The sequence below is a fragment of the Solibacillus ferritrahens genome, assembly GCF_037027585.1.
Lineage (GTDB): Bacteria > Bacillota > Bacilli > Bacillales_A > Planococcaceae > Solibacillus > Solibacillus ferritrahens.
Genome location: NZ_JAXCLE010000032.1, coordinates 1 through 18,097 on the forward strand (window position 1 = coordinate 1; position 18,097 = coordinate 18,097).

Genomic DNA, 18,097 nt, shown 5'->3' on the forward strand with positions numbered 1-18,097 from the left:
ATAGAGGGCATATTCCCTCGAAGAGGAGAACTTTTACAGAACTTCGGGACCTAATTTGATAAAAGAAATGACAAAAGGCATCGAGAGACGAGCTCTCGATGCCTTTTGTCGACAATCTGAAAGCCACTTTGTCTAAGTGGCTTTATCTTATTTATCGATGGATTGGTTCATATAACAACCGATAAAATTACTTTCTTAGCAGAACAGTCAGCTGAAGTACGTACAGTTCTATCATACCAAGATGATGTCACCAGCCAATCCTTAGATAATTTATCGTCATTAGCAGCGTTATTTCATTCTAAAGGAACAGGAGTGATTCAATAATGGACAAGTAAGCAGAAATGATTGAAATGTGTAAAGAACTGCGTTTACCAAGTATTCGCCATTTACTTGAACAGGAAGCCATATTTGAGCAGCATACATCACCGGCTTTTAAAAAAGTTTAACATTTAATTTCCCTCTTAAATGGAATTAATTTTATCTTCTTTTCTGTCATTTCCCTTCCCCCAGTGCGACTCTCCCCTTCACAAAGGAAGTGTGGTCAAATTACACTCCTTATCTATTAAAGAGATGAATCTACTCATGTAAACCTGAAAGTAAAAGCGACCCTTATTTGGGTGGGTTTTTATTCTAGAGGAACTTCACATTCGCAATGCTCATATCTTCTTTCACATAAATTCTTTATCTTAGTAGAAGCTTTTACACTTTCTAATAAAAGGTCATATATTGCTTCTTTCTCTATAGCACCAATATTTTCACTTTGTAGCATTTTCGAGTAGAAGTTTGTCGTTTTTCTCGACTTACAATAACAATTCATCAATATACTGATATCCATATTCACGCCCCCTTATTTTTTAAGGTTTTTTATGACAGTGGATAGTTCCATTATGACTTTTTCTAAATGATCCAGTTTACGTTCAAACCGAACAAACAGGTATACCGTTATCGCAATCGGGAATCCAAAATTCCCTATTAAACTAATCCAAATAGGAATATTTTCTTGAGTCATTTTATCCCCCTCTCTCGTCTTGTATCATCACCATCAAAACATCAATATAAGTAAGATGGAGACCTCCTGTATAAGGTTGAGAGGTTTCTTGCTGTACAAAAATACCTGATTGATAGAGGCGGAGCCCGGAATCTAACCGAGGTTCAAGGATTTGCAGTCCTTTGCCTTACTGCTTGGCTACACCGCCATATCTTAATCAAAAGATCGGGAAGGTGAAAATCTATATTTTCAAAAACCTCCCCACCTTAGCAATCATTAAATAGTGTCCAACAGCTGGTCAGGGTTAAAACCTTGAATATGCACCGTATCCATTCCTTCTGTTTTCACTTCAATAAATGGGATACCTTGCACATTTAAATCCTTTAAATATGCTTTATTTTGTGGTTTATCTATATTCTTGAATTCATACGGAATGTTTTCTTTGTCTAACCAATCTTTAGCGTTACTACAATGTACACACCAATTCGCACCATAGATTATTACTTCTGTTTTTGACATCTTAATCTCCTCCTTGTCCCCTATAAAGAGAATGAAATCAGAATAGAGTCAAAGAAAGATTGTAAAAAAATAAAACTTTATATAAAATGAGAACGTAATGCAGAACATACGTTCTCATTATTTTGACTATTTGTGTATTTTATTCTCTTTAATATGTAAAAAGGGGGGATGAAATTGGAGCCTAGTTATTCGTTCACAACTCAAGAAAGAGAAAAACTAAAAGAACCTATCGTATTAAATTTCTTAAAGGTTGAGGCCAACTATCAAAAATTTTCAGCATTCATTGAATCGCCAAGCCCAGAGATAAAAAATGAACTGGATTCCGCTTTTAAAGCCTATTACAAACGGGTCAAAGTAATCGCTTATATCGACAAGCTCATACATTACTATTCCATAGACCTAGATAAGAGAATTAATAAGTACCGTGCAACACAACAACTCATTCTAGACAACCCTATAAGCGAAAACGAAAGCGGAAACACAACTATGAAGGATACCCTGCCATCCTATGAACAACCTATGTTAGATTCCTCCCAGCTCCCTTTGGAGGAATTATTCGAAGACTTGAATCTATATAAAGCTTGGAACTCTCTTTCTGATAAACAAAAAAGGGTACTCACCCTCAAATACCAGTACAATTTAAAGGATGTAGAAATAGCGGATATCATATGCGAAACCAAGCAAGTCATTTCCTATAATCACAATAAAGCCATAAAAGTTCTAAGACAATCCGTAAAGGATAGTTAGGAGGGATTTCTATTTGTAAAATTGATGATGTTGCCTGTGAAAAAATAATTGATGATTTCGAACTTAGAATAAAGAAGGTTGTCAGTAATGTCCCGCATAATGACCAGGAAGATATGAAGCAAGAAATAAGAATTAAAATCATCGAGAAAATGAAAATGCTCAATGAATTAGAAGTACCAGGATTTTTAGAATTCATTAATAAAAAGAAATAAACCTGCCTCTATTCTTTCTCTGCATGTTCAACAAGAGTACAATAAAAGCCCCACTCTGATTTAGAGTGGGGTTTCATCGTCATGAAAGAGGGAGACGTGCGCGACAATTTCAAACCAAGAGATTTGAACACCTGCTGATCCCCCAAAGTTGTTCTATATTTGATACATAACTATTTGTTGTCTGAACTTTTTATAGTTCGTTTATTTCTTTATTACCTATTTCTATAAAAGAACTTGCCCCATCCCATACAACACATTTGTAGCTATTTAAAGGACCCGAACCTCTTAAAAGACCTAGATGACAAAAAGTATTCAGACAATGTTAAAGTAGAACTAGAAAAATACATGAAATATTACAACACGAAACGAATCAAGGCAAAATTAAAACTGAGTCCGGTGCAATACCGAACTCAGTTCACCCAAGCTGCCTAGATGAAATAACCGTGTCTAACTTTTAGGGGTCACTTCAAGCAGGCTGTGTTTTTTAATAGTACCTTGCTCTATTTACATAAACAGTCTTTTTACATAGGACATTTTCCTGTTGTTCATTGATGTCACTTATAGTATTCTGTAGGTCATTATACTAGAAATTACCAGGGTGGTGGAGATTTAATGAAAAACAATTATAATATCATCGTGCATGTTGTCAACTTACTCCTTTTAGGAGCGATCGGTTTCCTCGCGTTTTTCTCTGTGGTAAATATTAGCCCAGTCCAAGAATCTGACATGTTTAAATTCGGTCTTATTGTTTTTCTGCTCGCCATGTGGGCAGTTAATTACTGGTTCCAATACAAGAAGCAAAAATGGATTCTACCAATAGCCGGTACCGTCCTTTACATCGCCATCGTTTTGTTCGTCTTGGGGATAGTTATGCCATTCCTTAACGAAATTGTTTATTAAATGAACCCGCAACCTTTTAATAACGCGTCAGCTCGGATTCCAGTACGGATTGTAGTATCACCAGGTCCTTTTAATCCATCCATACATTTAATTAACTTTTTATGAGCGTCACATACTGAAATCCTAGGCATTGGACCTTGGAGATCCCTGTCATGCGTTACACAACAACGGTCAATCGCATTGATTGGGGTTCCTCCACCAGCGTTATTATAAATGCCACACGATTTCCCGCAATGCTCGTAGCGTTGACCTTCAAAGTAACAACAAGAACCAGAACTGATACAGCTGGTTGGATCATACATTATTTCTGCTAAGAGTTCTTCGTGCTCCTCCGCTACTTCTGGAATCTTTACATAATCCTTATAGACATCATGCATTATCTCTACTGGTTGTTCTAAATTAAGTTCCCCATTTACATATTCCTTAGTGACAACTTTTGCACCGTTTTGCACCCAAACCTGCACCACTTCTGCTGTGTCTGTTTGACTTTCCGACTTCGCTTCATATTGTTTTAAGATTACCTGGGCCTTGTTACCAAAGCTCATTAGCTTATTGATTTCTATTACGGTACTTCCTTCATCTGAATGCGTAACCTTCACAATATCTGTATTTTCCGGCTCGCCCAGATTTAATTCGCTTAAAACGTCTGTAAACGCTGCTTTCGCAAAAACATCTTCATACTGTTCTTTTTCGTAACTCGGGATAAAACGTGAAAACTTATTCATTCCAGTCACCTCTATTAGTATTTTTTGTTAATTTTGGGAGTTGAAGCTCATGAGAGCAGTTTTTACTCTCTCATTGAAGCCTGCGTATGGCTTATTGTAAATCAAAGTAAACGGAACCCCTTGACCTTTCAGTTCCATCAACTCATCAAAATGCTTACGGTCAGAGACATCTTTCTCGGTATATTCAATATGGTTCCTTTTCAGAAAGTCCTTTAACTGGCCACTATACCCACAACGCGCTTGCGTATACACGGTTACGTCATTCATTTCTTCCCCCCCTTGTAATACAAAAGAGATGCATAACCCTGAATAATCAAACGAATAGTCAAATATTTTTACATCGCACGTATTCATTGAGAATACCGGCTCATCTATAAGATAAGCCGATATTATAATGGTTTTTTTCTAGTTACTCATAACCCCAGTACCGGTTACTCGGACATCATCCGTCGATTTCTCAAATCTTAGCCGATAAGCCGTACCAACCATATCTGTAAACTTTACCGTTTTCGTGCCGTTCCGTGGAAATGAAGCTGTTTTTACTGTAAACCACATACGCTGAGCTTGCGCCTGCAATTGAACAACGTATTCATCTGATCGACCACCTGAATTGTTAGCTTTCGAATTGAGCGTCAACGTAATTGTTTGGTCGTTACCCTTATCATTAAACGTCCGACTCTGCCCCACTAATGTCTCTTTAAAATCATAAGTAAGATTATAACTTGCCATATTCATTCTCCTTTTTTCTTATTATTGTGTTACTATTTAAGAAAGAGGGTCGAACAAGGCTTTTATCAAAATCCCAGCCAATTTATATGTATTTTAGTGGTAGAAACGGTGTGAGAGATGAGCAGCAAGCACTGTCAAAAAGTGAGGGACTATGAGGAATTAAAATTAATAATTAAAGAGTAAGTTGTGCAGAATGTTTAAAAAGAATTTATTATGCTATAAGTAGTCGACTGTCCATTAAAATGACAGTCGACTTGCTGAAATTATAATCAATTATTAGGATGGTGAATCATGAAAACTTCAAGAGGACGCGAACTATTAACAGACAGTCAACGAACAGAACTAATTCAAACCCTGAAAACGACTGGCTTTCAGGCAGGTTGGTCTTACACACATTTTAAAAGAATTTCCCATAGTGTTATCCAGTACATTGCCTAGCAAATCAATGTCCCAGCAGTAGCCATTCATTCTTATGGTCAAGGGGAGAATACATTATGGGATCACTTAAAAGAAATTACGAGTACATCCTCCATATGTTCATTTAAAAAGTTCAGCCATATTATTATTTGTTAATTTTATTAAGCGATATCATTAAAATTCTATTTCTCCCTTCAAATTTTGATAAAAAGCTGTAATAAGTCTCTCTTTTTGCGTTTTTTACTGAAAATTCTATATTTTTTATAACCGAGGTATACATTTATGATTCCTTTTATGCTATAGTTTGTACAATTACATAACGTGTAAGAAAAGGTACGCACATTGTTGTGCGTTTAAAAGGGAAGTTGGTGCGAATCCAACACTGTCCCGCAACTGTATTACGGAGCAACTCTTAAAAAGCCACTGTTAAATAACGGGAAGGTAAGAGACGCGTTGATGTTAAGTCAGGAGACCTGCCTTTTTCTAGTACACACCCGATACCTACGTGGAAATAGGTGGTGTTCTGTGCGAATAAAGCGTCAATTATAGACGTTTATTTTACTATGCATAGATAAGTCCTAAGCTGTTTCCAAGTCACATTGGAAACAGCTTTTTTATTTGGGATATGTAAATACATTGAGGAGGCTTATCAAATGAATATTGTTAGTAATGTTATCGGTTACCCTTATATTGGAGCTAACCGAGAATGGAAACAGACTTTAGAAAAATTTTGGAAAAAAGAGATAGAAGAAGATGTATTTGAAGAACAGCTAAAAATTATTCGCCTGAATCGCTTAAAACGTCAACAGGATTTAGGACTACAGTTAATTACTATCGGGGACTATACAAAATACGATCGTGTGTTGGATTTGGCGGTAATGTTTAACCTCATTCCTGAACGCTATAATATACTACAAAATGCCTCACCGTTAACTAAATACTATGCAATGGCACGTGGTACAGACGAAGTAATCGCAAGTGAAATGACGAAATGGTTTAATACAAACTACCATTACATTGTTCCGGAATATGAAAACCAGGAATTATTCTTAACAAATAACTACATCCTACAACAGTTTGAAGAAGCTAAGAATGAACTAGGCATCATTGGAAAACCAACACTTATCGGTCCCTATACTTTCGTTGATTTAGCAAAAGGTTATGACGAAAAAACCCGTGCAGCCTTCTTTTTAAAATTAATTCCGCTATACGCGGAAGTAATCCAACAACTTGTAGATGCTGGTGCTGATTGGATTCAAATCGAAGAACCTTCTTTCACAAAAAATCTTGAGGAAGAAGAGATTTTATTAATCGAAGAAGTGTATAAGCAGTTAACGGAAGCTGTACCTCAGGCAAATATATTGATACAGACTTATTTTGAGGCATTAACTTCATTTGAGCGCTTATGTAATTTACCTGTCGCAGGTATTGGCTTAGATTTCGTACACGGTAAGAAAGAAAATATGAAATCGCTTTTACAATATGGTTTCCCTAAGGATAAAACGTTAAGTATCGGAATAATTAACGGTCGGGATATATGGTCCGTTAACTTAGCAGAAGCTGTTTCTACAATAAGTACAGTTAAGCAACTAAGTGGTGTTAATGATTTATGGATTAGTTCTTCCTGCAGTCTACAGCACGTCCCTGTTACAAAAAAATCAGAACAAAATCTTCCGCATGAATTATACGATGCGCTTGCTTTTGCAGACGAAAAAATACGTGAAATTGCACATATAACAAATTACATTCAGCATGGAACGTGGAGTAAAGAAGGTATCGTCGCAGATAGCATTAAAGTGATTGAATCTTTGGCAACACACGCTATACGAAAAAATGAGCAAGTTAAAGCTTTAGTTGAAGGAATTAAGGATTCCGATTTCTCACGTTCTGTCCCATTTAAAGAACGCCAAGTACTGCAAAAGAAATCGTTAAAGCTTCCTGATTTCCCTACGACAACAATTGGGAGCTTTCCTCAATCTCAACTAGTAAAGAAAACACGTTCGGCATGGCGCAAGAAGGAAATTACAGACGAACAATACGATGCGTTTGTAAAGGAAGAAACGGCTCGTTGGATTCAAATTCAAGAAGAAATTGGGTTAGACGTATTAGTACATGGAGAATTTGAACGAACAGATATGGTGGAATATTTCGGAGAGCATTTGACTGGATTTGCCTTTACGAAAAATGCTTGGGTTGTTTCATACGGTTCCCGTTGCGTTAAACCACCAATCATATACGGTGATGTCGAATGGACACATCCAATGACCATTAAAGAGGTAGTGGAAGCGCAAAAACTTACTTCAAGATATGTAAAAGGCATGCTTACTGGACCTATCACTATTTTAAATTGGTCATTCGTTCGCGAGGACATTTCAAGAAAAGAAGTGGCATTCCAGCTAGGTTTAGCGATTCAGCAGGAAGTAAAGGCACTTGAAGATGCAGGCATAAAAATTATCCAAATTGATGAACCTGCACTTCGGGAAGGGCTTCCTTTACGCAAAGAAAATTGGGATGAATATTTACAATGGGCGGTGGATTCGTTTAAGCTCGCAACATCAAAAGTTGCGGTAGATACACAAATTCATACCCATATGTGCTATTGCGAATTCAATGATTTTATCGATCCAATCCGCGCATTGGATGCAGATGTTATTTCATTGGAAACTTCAAGAAGCCATGGAGAGCTAATTAATTCGTTAAAAGTTCATCCATATGAGCTTGGAATTGGTTTAGGCGTTTATGATATTCATAGCCCCCGTATTCCAAGTGTAGCTGAAATTAGTTCGATATTAGAAGAGAGTCTTGCTGTCATTCCTACAGAACAATTTTGGGTTAATCCTGACTGTGGTTTAAAAACGCGACATGAGTCTGAAACGATTGCTTCATTAACGAATATGGTAGAAGCCGCTAAGCTATTACGCGCGCAAGTATTATCTGTCTGATTTCACTAAAATACAGTAAACCACTAAGAACAAAACATTAGTGGTTTACTCTTCCAATTATATTTCGATTGCTAATTCATTTAAGTTTAGTCATTGTAGGATAGCTATTTGTATTACTCTCCCCTTATTGTTTACAAATAGCTATCTAAGAATAACTAAATTTTACTGGAAAAGGTTTAAATTTAACATTTAATTAAAAGGGAAGAACGGTGTGAATCCGTCGCTGTCCCGCAACTGTGATTCGGAGCAACTCACAATAAACCACTATTGCCGAAAATGGGAAGGTGTGAGGAGCGTTGATGATAAGCCAGGAGACCTGCCTTTTCAAGTACAAACCATTAACCTACGCGGATAGGAGGTTTAGAGTATGAAAGTAAATATTCTTCATGCTCATAGTGCGACAATTATACAAAGGTTTTCATTGCGAAAAAGAAAACTTCTCTTGTATTCCTTGTCTCTTTATGAAGCGACCATTTAGCAACAACTTCAATTTACAATGTTGCTATTTTTTTTGGACTATAGGAGGAATATAATATGCAATTGGACAAAGTACTTCAATTTATGCAATTGATGAATGAAGTAATTTCAACACATCAAACAGAGGCAGATGCAAATACCATTAAAAGCATTAAACAACAATTGTTAGCGCAATCACCAAATGATTATAAGGAAATTACAGCTGCCTGTTTTCAAAAGACAACCGACTTTTATATTAACAAACTAAAAGAATTTGTTTTATTTAATAATCTGCATGAAGCTACAGAAAGTATAAAAAAATATGCGGAGCAACTAATTAATCAATCTCCACAAGAATATAAAGAGATCAATTATGCATATTTACATGTAAAATACGAATTAATTGGTCTAGCCGTTGATAACAGCAAATAAAGTTATTAAATGAAAAATGTTTTAAATTGAAGCCTCTGCAAACAATAAAAGAGAATGGTCATATTATTTATTTTGAATTCTTAATTGATGAACAGCCGCATTACATAGCGGTAGATATCGAAACTATTGATGCTGAATAATTGAAATCACCATGATCTATTGATAACCAGACGTCAACTATCATCATTTTCATTAAGTAAATAAATTAAGGAACAGTCTCTCATTCATTATGTAAGACTGTTCCTTTTCTTTATAAACAAAACAGGTCGAATTCCTTTGATAACTGTGTTAAAAAGGCAATGCCAGCGACACTATTGCCGACTTGATCGATTGCAGGACCATAAATCCCTATTCCAATTGGACCTTGTAGGTGCTCAATTGCCCCATTTTTCACAACTGCGATTATCGCTCCGGACACACCGCTTTTTGCCGGTAACCCAATGAAAGCCGCGAACTTCCCTGATGCATTGTACATTCCGCAGGTGAACATTAATGCTTTAGCAATATGGATCACTTCTTTACTGCAAGTGGCGGTACTCTTTTCACCATTAGTCGCAAAATAAAGAGCCATTTTCGCTAAATCCTCTACATTGACCGATATGGAGCAGAGCTGTAAATATACTTGCAATGCTTCCTCTACGTTTGATTTTAAAAACCCATTTGCCTGCAAAATATAGGCAATCGCGCGGTTATAATCGGCCGCATGATATTCTGATAAATAAACTTCGTTGTCGATGTGTACTTTCTTCCCTATAATTTGCTCTAAAAATAGAGTTACTGATTTCACCTTTTCGTACATCGTTTCCCCTGGTAATAAAGATGCTACTGTAATTGCACCTGCATTAATCATCGGGTTAAATGGCTTATTATTGTGACTTTCTAAACGGACGATAGAATCAAAGGAATCACCTGTAGGTTCAACATCAACATAACGCAAAATTTCCTCGATGCCATGGTGATTCATTGCCACCATAAAACTAAATACCTTTACTACACTTTGAAGCGTAAAAAGTTGTGTACATTCACCAAAATCTATCTTATCTTCCATTGATACTAAACTGACAGCAAAAGCATCCGGATTAGCCGTAGCAAGAGCCGGGATATATGTCGCAACCTTACCTTTAGCCGTCATCTGTGCAGCATGTTCATAAATTCCCTGTAGTTTTTTCATTTATGGCTACTAGCTACCCACCTCTCAATACTATCTATTACGAATTCTTCCCCATTTTATCCGTTATTATAAAACCTTAAAAATCAGGTTATGGAAACCTTGATTATTCATTAAGCGTCAATTGTTAAAAATAACCAAAGGAGTTCACACAATGAGTTATATTATGAATTTACGAAAGAAAGTTGGTACTGCTCCCCTTATTATGGTTGGTGCTTGTGTGCTCATTTTTAATGAACATAAGCAATTACTAATGCAATTAAGGAAAGATAATGGTTGCTGGGGACTTGCAGGTGGATCGATGGAACTAGGGGAAACATTAGAAGATGTAGCTATGCGTGAAATGTACGAAGAAACTGGGCTTACAGCAAATCGTCTACAACAGTTTGGTATATTCTCCGGCAAAGAATTATATTATCAATACCCCCATGGAGATGAAGTATATGTTGTTGCCACAACTTTTATTTGCGACGACTACTACGGTTCATTGCGTTATGATTCCGATGAAGCGAAAGATTTAAAATTCTTTTCTTTGGATGCTTTGCCTGAAAAAATCAGCCCCCCTGACCAAGTAGTAATCCGCAAATATTTAGATGCAAATGTAATATAATGCTTATCAGCTAGTTTTCTTGAATTTCAAAAGGCTACTGAAATTTCCATTCAATAGCCTCTTCTATGTTGATATTATGTCATCAATTCATATTGTGTAGCGTGGTTCCGTCCATTCCGCTTCGTTGCGTAAAGCGCCTCGTCTGCATGTTCAAAAATGGATTTTTCTGTATCCCCTTCTTTAAACGTAGCACACCCTATACTTACCGTCATTCTTCCTATTGTCGGCCAAATCGTTTGCTCAATCTTTATATTTAGATTTTGTGCAATTTGAATTGCTTCATCTTCAGCGGTTTCGCCTAACAGTAAAACAAATTCTTCCCCACCAAATCTTGCGGCGGTATCATTTTCACGTGCCGTAGTATTTAAAATCAGCGCCAATTGAGCCAATACTAAATCTCCAACTGCATGCCCGTATGTATCATTTACTTGTTTAAAATGGTCAATATCCAGGACGAGTAATGAAAAAGGAACACCTTCCTGATTATATTTTATTACATGATGAGTAAGCTGTTGCTGGAACCAACGCCGATTTGCAATTCCTGTTAAGTTATCTGTATTTGAAATTTCCTTAAGCTCTTCATTTATACAAATTAGTTGTTCTTGTTTTTTTTCAATTTCTTTGTTAATTCGGTGAAGATCCTCAAATGCTATAGTTTTTTCTTTATATGCCTCTTCCAACAGTTTCTTTGCATGACGAACTTCACGCTCATAGTCAATTCTTTTTTTCATTGACATAAAAACAAAAGACACGAATACTTCTTCTTCCGATTGAAGTTGCTTTGCATTAACTAAACACGGAATCGTTTGCCCTTCTGTATTTTGTACATGAATAAACAACTCATCGACCAAACGATAAATCGACATATTCGGATATAGATAGGAATGAAAAATTAATTTACTACTTGAAGAAAATAATTTTTCAATATGTTTTCCGATTAGATCTTCCCGTTTGAAATTTGTCCACACTAAAAATGTTTCATTTACATTTACAATTGTATACTGCATATCGGTTTCTATATATCCACAAGGTAATTGAGATAATCGACTATCCATTTATATTTCTCCCCTATCCTCGCTTTAAATATTGTAAAATGATTTCTGCAGTTAAATTTGGAGCACTTAAATGCGGGTAATGGCCTCTTGTATTTAAAATAACTAATTCACTATCCAATATATGTTCATTTAAATAGTCCCCTACTTCAATTGGGACAATGCTGTCATTCGCACATTGCAAGATTAATGTGGGAAGCTGCAACTCACCTAATCGTTGACGATAGTCACTAAAGAAAGTTACTTCAGCGAACTGTCGTGCAATACTAGGATTGGTCGAAACAAAAGTTCTTTCAAGTGTTTTGGTTAAAATTGAGTCACTGGATTGATCCATTGCCAAAGGTGCCATATAGCTTGCCCAGCCTTCAAAATTCATTTCCATCGTTTCCAGTAGCTCTTCAATTTCGCTGCGGCTGAAGCCCCCTGTATAGCTTCCTTCATTTAAATAGCAAGGAGATGGTCCGATCATAATTAATTTTGAAAAGTATTGTGGTCTTTTAATTGCTGCAAGCATACCAATCATCGAACTTACGGAATGTCCAATAAAAATAACATTTTCAAGTTGATATGCTTCAATGACATCGATGACATCTTGTGCATAACCATCCAAACTATTGTATTTTATAGAATCGTACGCCAAAATATCAGATTTCCCAGCACCAACATAATCAAATAAAATAATTTTATATGCTTCCTCCAAGTAAGTCGTTAAAGAATGCCATAAAGTTTGATCGCACCCGAATCCATGGCCAAATAATAACACTTGCTCGCCTTTCCCAATCACTGTTACATTATTTCTCTCTGCAATATTGATTTTCATAATGACCTCACTTTTAATTAGTTATTATACTTTTCAATAAGGAATATTTTCCAATAAATTTCTATGTTAACAATGAAAAAAGCGCTTTGTCAAGTTGACATCGCGCTGAAAAATTACTATTTTAATAAAAGCTTTTTGGCATTATTTTGCGACATTTTTTAATACAAAGTTACCGATCGATAAATAAACAATAACTGTTGCTCCCACTATAGCATACAACATTTTAACACCGCCTTAACAGTTGATAATAATTATCAATTTCATTATAAATCGTTTCAATTTTAGCGTCAATGACTTTTCTTTTGGGTTTTTTGTATACACATACTAAAGTAACGTGATAATATGTAATAAAAGTCATGGTAAAGGGGGAATTCATTTGAGTACTTCTAAGCATATTCAAACCATTTTGAATGGTACAATACATTCATTAAAATCTATAATACCTGTGAATATAGATGTAAAATCTCCTTCTATTGCAACAGAACCTTATGAACAAAAAGAGATGGGTGTACTTATAGGGTTAGTCGGTGATTTAAAAGGTCGCGTAATAATAGATGGATCTCCGGAAATTTTCGGTTCAATTGGCTCAGCGATGTTTGGCATGCCTTTAGAAGGTCCCATGTTGGAATCATTTACAGGTGAGCTTGGAAATATGATTGCTGGTAATTTATGTACATATGCAGGACAATATGAATTGGAACTCGATATCACACCTCCTACTGTTATGGTAGGTCATACTAAATTATATGGGTTCCAGCAAGCATTTATTATACCCGCAACAATAGAAGGTATTGGAGAAATCAATATTCTTTATACAATTGATGTTGAAGAAGAGTAATATTAATAGGCCTATCCACTGAAAAGAGTGGATAGGTTTTTTTAGATAAATAATACAAACAGAACAATATTTGCCATAAATATTCTTTGTATATGATATTTCCAATTTGGCTCTTGTTTTTTTATTAAAATGTGTAAATATACAGTAGCGGACATAAAAAAAGTAAATATTAATAACAGCGTCAGCAAATGATTTACACCAAGCCACTCATTCATTTTATGGATACAAAAAAATGCAAGTCCTAAACCACTTAAATTAATAAGCGATGAGTTTTTTTCATTTGTTCCTCTCTTATTTGATTTGATCGCTGCATAAACAAATATTAATAATAAAATTGTCAGCACCCCAATTTTCCAAGGCGGAAATTCGTTTTTTCCCATATAAATATGCATCCAGTAGGACACAAATTGTTCATGGCTTTGTTGCGCTAATTTAGTTTGCATCATTGTATTCGGATTAACGAAAAATCCGTCCTCATTTATTTCTTTTAAATATACACTTTCCCCGTTCTCTAATTGAAATAAGTAATTTATTGAGGTAGTATATTTTGTTAAATCCCCATTAAAAGGTAACCATTCACTATTTTTAAATAACAGCTCAAATTCATTTAATACAGCCGGATCTGTTGTAAATATTTTATCAGTATAAAAGGGTGAAGTTAAGTTGTACATTCGATCAGCACGTTTACTGTAAAGGTAGTAGGCTTTCGTTACTTCCCCAAGCTCGAAATTTGTTAGTTGCTGCGACTGTATAGATTTTGGGGATTCTGTAATTGTTTGAGAAAATACAAATAATAATAATCCAAAGAGCACGAGTGTTACACTGTACGTAAACTTTTGTTTTTTCATGTAATCTTTATTTCGCTTATTTAATTTTAGAAGTTGGCTATTCTTTGTTTCTTCATCAAGGGTTTTTCTCTCTAATGATCTTAATTTTGAATCAAGCATCTCGCTCCCCTCCTAGCAGCTCATTCATTTTTTTCATCCCGCGCTCTGTGGCATTTTTTACTTTTGCTTCATTCCACCCTAATATTTGAGCACTTTCTTTAATGGAAAATTGTTCTATTTTCCGTAATACAATTGCTTCACGGTAATGGTGAGGTAACTTTCCTAATGCTTCATAAAGCTCATATTGCTCATTTTTCGCTTCTAGCCATTGTTCTGGTGAATATGTATAATCGATTTGTTCATGCTCATGTAGAAACGGGATAAATTTCAATAGTCTTTTACGGCGAAAATGGTCATAAACGAGATTGCGCGCTATTTTTGAGAGCCATGTTTTTTCGCTTGATTCATCACGAAATTGGGGGTTGCTATTGATTGCCTTTAGAAAGGTTTCCTGTGTTAAATCTTTTGCCAGCTCATCATCCCCAACTAAAAAATAAATAAACTGGTAAATGCTATCACTATAAGTGACGTACATGCTTTTAATCGGCAATTCGTTTCCCACCTCCTTAAACATATAGACGATTCAAATTTCTGTTTGACTCACTTTATTTTAGCAAAAATTCAAAAATTGGGTTCATCACCATAAGTCGGGGATACAAAATTGAAAAAATAAGATTAGATTTAGCTAATAAAATCAGTTCTGCTGCACTAGCGGGGTGTTTAATCAAGTGTTTTTGAAGCTTTCGTCCATTGATACTACGTTCCTTCTGGGGTAGACTTTCCGAGCGGCGTGGCTCCAAAGCTTTGTGACGAAAGCGTCAGCGACAGGAGCAACCCATTTTCCGCGCACGCTTCATCGCCAAGGAGTCCGTCCCTACACTTCGCATAACTCTTTTTCGTTGAAGAAATTATGTTGGGGGCTTCAGGGAGATTGAATTGCGTAATAAGGGAAATAGAGGAAGGAATTTCCGTTATTTCGAAAATAACATAAAAAATAGTGAAAATAAGGGAAGGAATTTCCGTTATTGGCCTAAAAAACATGAAAATTTGGGATTTTATTTAAAATAACGGTAAAACGTTCCCTTATTTATCCCAAAATGAGCAAAAACATTTAAATAACGGTAAAATCTTCCCTTATTAAAAACTAATGCTTTGATGGCGTATTATTTTTTTAGCAATTGGTTTTATCACTGTCTTGCCGTAGCCCATCAACCAATTAGTGGAATTTTATTAGAAAAGCAATCCCAATTATGATAATGAGCCAAAATTAGTTTAGATAGAAAAAACGAAATTCCTCCGTCTTTCTTGATACATTGAGAACTAAAAAACAAAAAACCCGTCCGAATAAACGAACGGGTTAAAAACATTATTGTGGCTCTACTGCCAAAATGTCGACAAAGTTTGATTTTACTTTTACTTCTTCATCATTTAATAAAATATGAATATCACCATGATCATTCGAAGTACGAATTAAACGGCCCATTCCTTGTTGAAGACGAAGCTGCATGAATGGCAACTCAACTTCTTCAAAAGGATTTTGTGCAAATGAACGTTTCGCATCGAATAACGGATCATGAGGTGGGAATGGCAAATCGAAAATAATAACGCGTGTTAACGCTTCTTCCGGTAAATCCAATCCTTCCCATAAATGATAGGAGCATAATGCCTGAATTTCACCGTTTTGGAATTCACGGACAATAGCCGATAGTTCACGGTCGCCCTCGAATGCAATATTCAGTCGCGTCATTAAACCGACATTAGCTTTAAACTGATTCATCGCCTGCTTTGATTTAAACAGAATTAACGTTTGCTTTTCATCTTTTAGAAGCTGCTCAACTTTTGTAACTTTGTCAGTTTGAGAAAGTTCATGCAAGTAAATTTTCATCACTTCTTCATAATCAAACGGTGATGGTACACTAAAGCTCTGATATTTTTCAATGCCTAAACTCGCAGCAATATAGCTGAAATCTTTTTTTACAGATAACGTTGCAGACGAGAATACAATCGGCATTTTTTTCGAGAATAATGTTTCAGATAGCACGTCTGTAATAAGGCGTGGCATTATTACTAATGTTTCTTCCCCATCAGTATCCTCCAGCCAATCAACCGCATCGCCCTGTGCAACGAAAATGCGCATTGCTGCTACGTAATGCTCTAAAAACTCTTCCGCCATATTGAGCTCGTATTCTGGAATCATGTAAAGCTCTGATTCAAATACTAATTCCTCCAACAATTGATCCACATCTGCTATAACACGTTCACCCATTTGAATAAGGCGCTCTGATTTCACTATCCGTTTTCTGTCTTCCTCTGACTTAATCACATCTTCACGCAATTGGTCAAAAAACAGTTCGTGATGATCTTGTAAATGCTCCATTGCATATAGTGTACGTTCACGCACACCATCCACCATTAAACGCTCCAACAACTCTACAATTGTATAAGCTTGCACTTTATTTGTTAATGCTTTTTGGGCTGCATATTCCAATAAATGACCTTCATCCAATACCATCATCGATACTTCCGGTAATAGAGGCAATTGCCCCTCACGCTCACGGGACTCCTTCGTTGCTAAATGCTCCATTAAAAAGTCCTGGGAACAAATTATAAGGTCTGTTGATTTTCGGTAATGAGCACGATGCAATGTTTGGCCACAACGATTGCGTAAGTCACAAACAGCACATTGCATAATGGAATTGTAATTAACTTTTTGCCAATCTTCGTCCGTCACTAGCGGGTAATCCGAACGCTCTCCGTAAGGCTGTACTGCAATCATGCTTCCCTGTGCATATACACCATCCGGAATAGAAAAAGCAATATCATCAATCCAGTCTTCCGTTTCCGTTTTTTCCGCTTCTTCAAAACGCTTTAAACATAAATATTGATCACGTGATTTTGCAAGACGGACATCGATTTCAAGGTCCAACACATCACGCAGTTTATGAATATCTCCGCCTTCTTTTACTAGCTGATCGATTAATGTTTCATCTGCACAGGCGATTAAAGCTGGTTTTCCTGTATAGCGTGCGTATGATACAGCAGGTAATAAGTATGCAATTGTTTTCCCTGTCCCTACACCCGCTTCTGCAAATAATACGTTCTTTTCTTTTAATGCTTGTTCTATCTGGTAAGCCATGAAAATTTGTTCATCACGGCACTCAAAGCCTCGTTCTGGTAGCTCATCATATAATACGTCACCGAGCCAATCACCTAACGAATCAAAGAAAGTTTTTTCTCTTGAAAGTTCAAAAGGTAAAGATTTTCTCAAATGGATGTTCCTCCTCAATATGAAGCGGAAGGAATAATCACCCATTCCTTCCGCAAATCCACGCTTTATAATTAAATTTGGCCAATTCAATTCTGCCTCGGCAAAATTGTGTCCGGATTTTGGATTTTCCCCAAAACCCCCCCTAAAAATCCACAGCATTTAGGAAATCTGCCAAATGAAGAAAAAAAATTCTGTACTCATCATTATACATCTAAATACATAAAAAAAATACTAATATGCAACAAAAAACTACATTAGTTTAGCACGAGGGCACTGAAAAAGTCATTCAATTATAAGGAAGGGCATGTTGGAACGAAAATTCGTTCCAACATGCCCTTTTCTTCGATGCCGTTGATTTCCATTGCGGCGGACGCTTTCCGCGGGCAC

At 36.1% G+C, this 18,097-nt stretch carries 19 protein-coding genes, 1 tRNA gene, 2 pseudogenes and 2 riboswitches; of the genes and pseudogenes, 9 read left to right on the forward strand and 13 right to left on the reverse strand.

The genetic code is table 11. The annotated features are described in order from the left end of the window. Positions 1-162: 162 nt before the first annotated feature. Positions 163-324: pseudogene (locus SNE38_RS19335) on the forward strand (IS21 family transposase); the annotation flags it as partial. A gap of 301 nt (positions 325-625) precedes the next feature. Here SNE38_RS19335 and SNE38_RS18325 read toward each other — a convergent pair. From SNE38_RS18325 to SNE38_RS18340, 4 genes are all read right to left on the reverse strand, one after another. Further along, positions 626-835 carry a hypothetical protein gene (locus SNE38_RS18325; protein WP_191705276.1) on the reverse strand — a complete coding sequence of 70 codons (210 nt, stop codon included), beginning with the start codon at positions 833-835 and terminating at the stop codon, positions 626-628. Between the two features lie 12 nt (positions 836-847). After that, complete coding sequence (locus tag SNE38_RS18330) at positions 848-1,009, reverse strand: YvrJ family protein (protein ID WP_191705277.1); 162 nt, start codon at positions 1,007-1,009, stop codon at positions 848-850. Positions 1,010-1,125: 116 nt separating this feature from the next. Beyond that, positions 1,126-1,196: transfer RNA gene (locus SNE38_RS18335), tRNA-Cys, on the reverse strand. 68 nt (positions 1,197-1,264) lie between these two features. Further along, positions 1,265-1,507 (reverse strand): glutaredoxin family protein, encoded by a 243-nt coding sequence (locus SNE38_RS18340; RefSeq protein ID WP_336047070.1) that lies wholly within the window; start codon positions 1,505-1,507, stop codon positions 1,265-1,267. Between the two features lie 174 nt (positions 1,508-1,681). On the opposite strand from SNE38_RS18340, the gene SNE38_RS18345 reads away from it, so the two are divergent. From SNE38_RS18345 to SNE38_RS18355, 3 genes and pseudogenes are all read left to right on the forward strand, one after another. After that, positions 1,682-2,254, forward strand: a complete 573-nt coding sequence (locus SNE38_RS18345; protein ID WP_336047072.1) for a sigma-70 RNA polymerase sigma factor region 4 domain-containing protein — start codon at positions 1,682-1,684, stop codon at positions 2,252-2,254. Between the two features lie 527 nt (positions 2,255-2,781). Continuing rightward, positions 2,782-2,898, forward strand: a pseudogene (locus SNE38_RS18350) (IS3 family transposase); the annotation flags it as partial. Positions 2,899-3,078: 180 nt separating this feature from the next. After that, positions 3,079-3,366 carry a hypothetical protein gene (locus SNE38_RS18355; protein WP_191705280.1) on the forward strand — a complete coding sequence of 96 codons (288 nt, stop codon included), beginning with the start codon at positions 3,079-3,081 and terminating at the stop codon, positions 3,364-3,366. On the opposite strand, the gene SNE38_RS18360 is transcribed toward SNE38_RS18355, so the two are convergent. The 3 genes from SNE38_RS18360 to SNE38_RS18370 form a co-directional block, all read right to left on the reverse strand. Further along, positions 3,363-4,091, reverse strand: a complete 729-nt coding sequence (locus SNE38_RS18360; RefSeq protein ID WP_191705281.1) for a hypothetical protein — start codon at positions 4,089-4,091, stop codon at positions 3,363-3,365. The genes SNE38_RS18355 and SNE38_RS18360 overlap by 4 nt on opposite strands. 27 nt (positions 4,092-4,118) lie before the next feature. Then, the gene (locus tag SNE38_RS18365; RefSeq protein ID WP_191705282.1) at positions 4,119-4,358 is read right to left on the reverse strand and encodes a glutaredoxin family protein; all 240 of its coding nucleotides are present in this window, start codon (positions 4,356-4,358) and stop codon (positions 4,119-4,121) included. A gap of 138 nt (positions 4,359-4,496) precedes the next feature. Beyond that, positions 4,497-4,820, reverse strand: coding sequence for a hypothetical protein (locus tag SNE38_RS18370; RefSeq protein WP_191705283.1), 324 nt, complete (start codon positions 4,818-4,820; stop codon positions 4,497-4,499). Positions 4,821-5,111: 291 nt separating this feature from the next. On the opposite strand from SNE38_RS18370, the gene SNE38_RS18375 reads away from it, so the two are divergent. The 3 genes from SNE38_RS18375 (at position 5,112) to SNE38_RS18385 (ending at position 9,067) form a co-directional block, all read left to right on the forward strand. After that, on the forward strand, positions 5,112-5,258 hold the full coding sequence (locus tag SNE38_RS18375; protein WP_191705284.1) for a hypothetical protein: 147 nt from the start codon (positions 5,112-5,114) through the stop codon (positions 5,256-5,258). 293 nt (positions 5,259-5,551) lie between these two features. Further along, positions 5,552-5,732: riboswitch (cobalamin riboswitch) on the forward strand. A gap of 158 nt (positions 5,733-5,890) precedes the next feature. Next, complete coding sequence (metE, locus tag SNE38_RS18380; protein ID WP_336047075.1) at positions 5,891-8,179, forward strand: 5-methyltetrahydropteroyltriglutamate--homocysteine S-methyltransferase; 2,289 nt, start codon at positions 5,891-5,893, stop codon at positions 8,177-8,179. Positions 8,180-8,334: 155 nt separating this feature from the next. Continuing rightward, positions 8,335-8,517, forward strand: a riboswitch (cobalamin riboswitch). 196 nt (positions 8,518-8,713) lie between these two features. After that, entirely contained in the window at positions 8,714-9,067 is a 354-nt protein-coding gene (locus tag SNE38_RS18385; RefSeq protein ID WP_336047076.1) for a hypothetical protein, read from the forward strand. Between the two features lie 250 nt (positions 9,068-9,317). Here the strand turns inward: SNE38_RS18385 and glsA are convergent, their stop codons facing one another. Then, positions 9,318-10,238, reverse strand: a complete 921-nt coding sequence (glsA, locus tag SNE38_RS18390; RefSeq protein ID WP_191705287.1) for a glutaminase A — start codon at positions 10,236-10,238, stop codon at positions 9,318-9,320. A gap of 151 nt (positions 10,239-10,389) precedes the next feature. Here glsA and SNE38_RS18395 point away from each other — a divergent pair, with 151 nt between their 5' ends. Continuing rightward, a complete protein-coding gene (locus SNE38_RS18395; protein ID WP_336047077.1) occupies positions 10,390-10,845 on the forward strand; it encodes an NUDIX hydrolase in 456 nt (151 codons plus the stop codon). A 74-nt stretch (positions 10,846-10,919) separates the two neighbouring features. On the opposite strand, the gene SNE38_RS18400 is transcribed toward SNE38_RS18395, so the two are convergent. Next, entirely contained in the window at positions 10,920-11,900 is a 981-nt protein-coding gene (locus tag SNE38_RS18400; protein WP_336047078.1) for a sensor domain-containing diguanylate cyclase, read from the reverse strand. Between the two features lie 13 nt (positions 11,901-11,913). Next, positions 11,914-12,717: an alpha/beta fold hydrolase gene (locus SNE38_RS18405; RefSeq protein WP_336047079.1), complete on the reverse strand. Its 804-nt coding sequence runs from the start codon at positions 12,715-12,717 to the stop codon at positions 11,914-11,916. A gap of 376 nt (positions 12,718-13,093) precedes the next feature. On the opposite strand from SNE38_RS18405, the gene SNE38_RS18410 reads away from it, so the two are divergent. Continuing rightward, positions 13,094-13,555 (forward strand): chemotaxis protein CheX, encoded by a 462-nt coding sequence (locus tag SNE38_RS18410; RefSeq protein WP_191705291.1) that lies wholly within the window; start codon positions 13,094-13,096, stop codon positions 13,553-13,555. A gap of 41 nt (positions 13,556-13,596) precedes the next feature. Here the strand turns inward: SNE38_RS18410 and SNE38_RS18415 are convergent, their stop codons facing one another. From SNE38_RS18415 to SNE38_RS18425, 3 genes are all read right to left on the reverse strand, one after another. After that, a complete protein-coding gene (locus SNE38_RS18415; protein ID WP_336047080.1) occupies positions 13,597-14,502 on the reverse strand; it encodes a hypothetical protein in 906 nt (301 codons plus the stop codon). Beyond that, positions 14,495-14,992 carry an RNA polymerase sigma factor gene (locus tag SNE38_RS18420; protein WP_336047081.1) on the reverse strand — a complete coding sequence of 166 codons (498 nt, stop codon included), beginning with the start codon at positions 14,990-14,992 and terminating at the stop codon, positions 14,495-14,497. Before SNE38_RS18420 ends, SNE38_RS18415 begins: the two co-directional genes overlap by 8 nt. 816 nt (positions 14,993-15,808) lie before the next feature. Further along, positions 15,809-17,710, reverse strand: a complete 1,902-nt coding sequence (locus tag SNE38_RS18425; RefSeq protein ID WP_191705294.1) for an ATP-dependent DNA helicase — start codon at positions 17,708-17,710, stop codon at positions 15,809-15,811. Positions 17,711-18,097 lie beyond the last annotated feature (387 nt).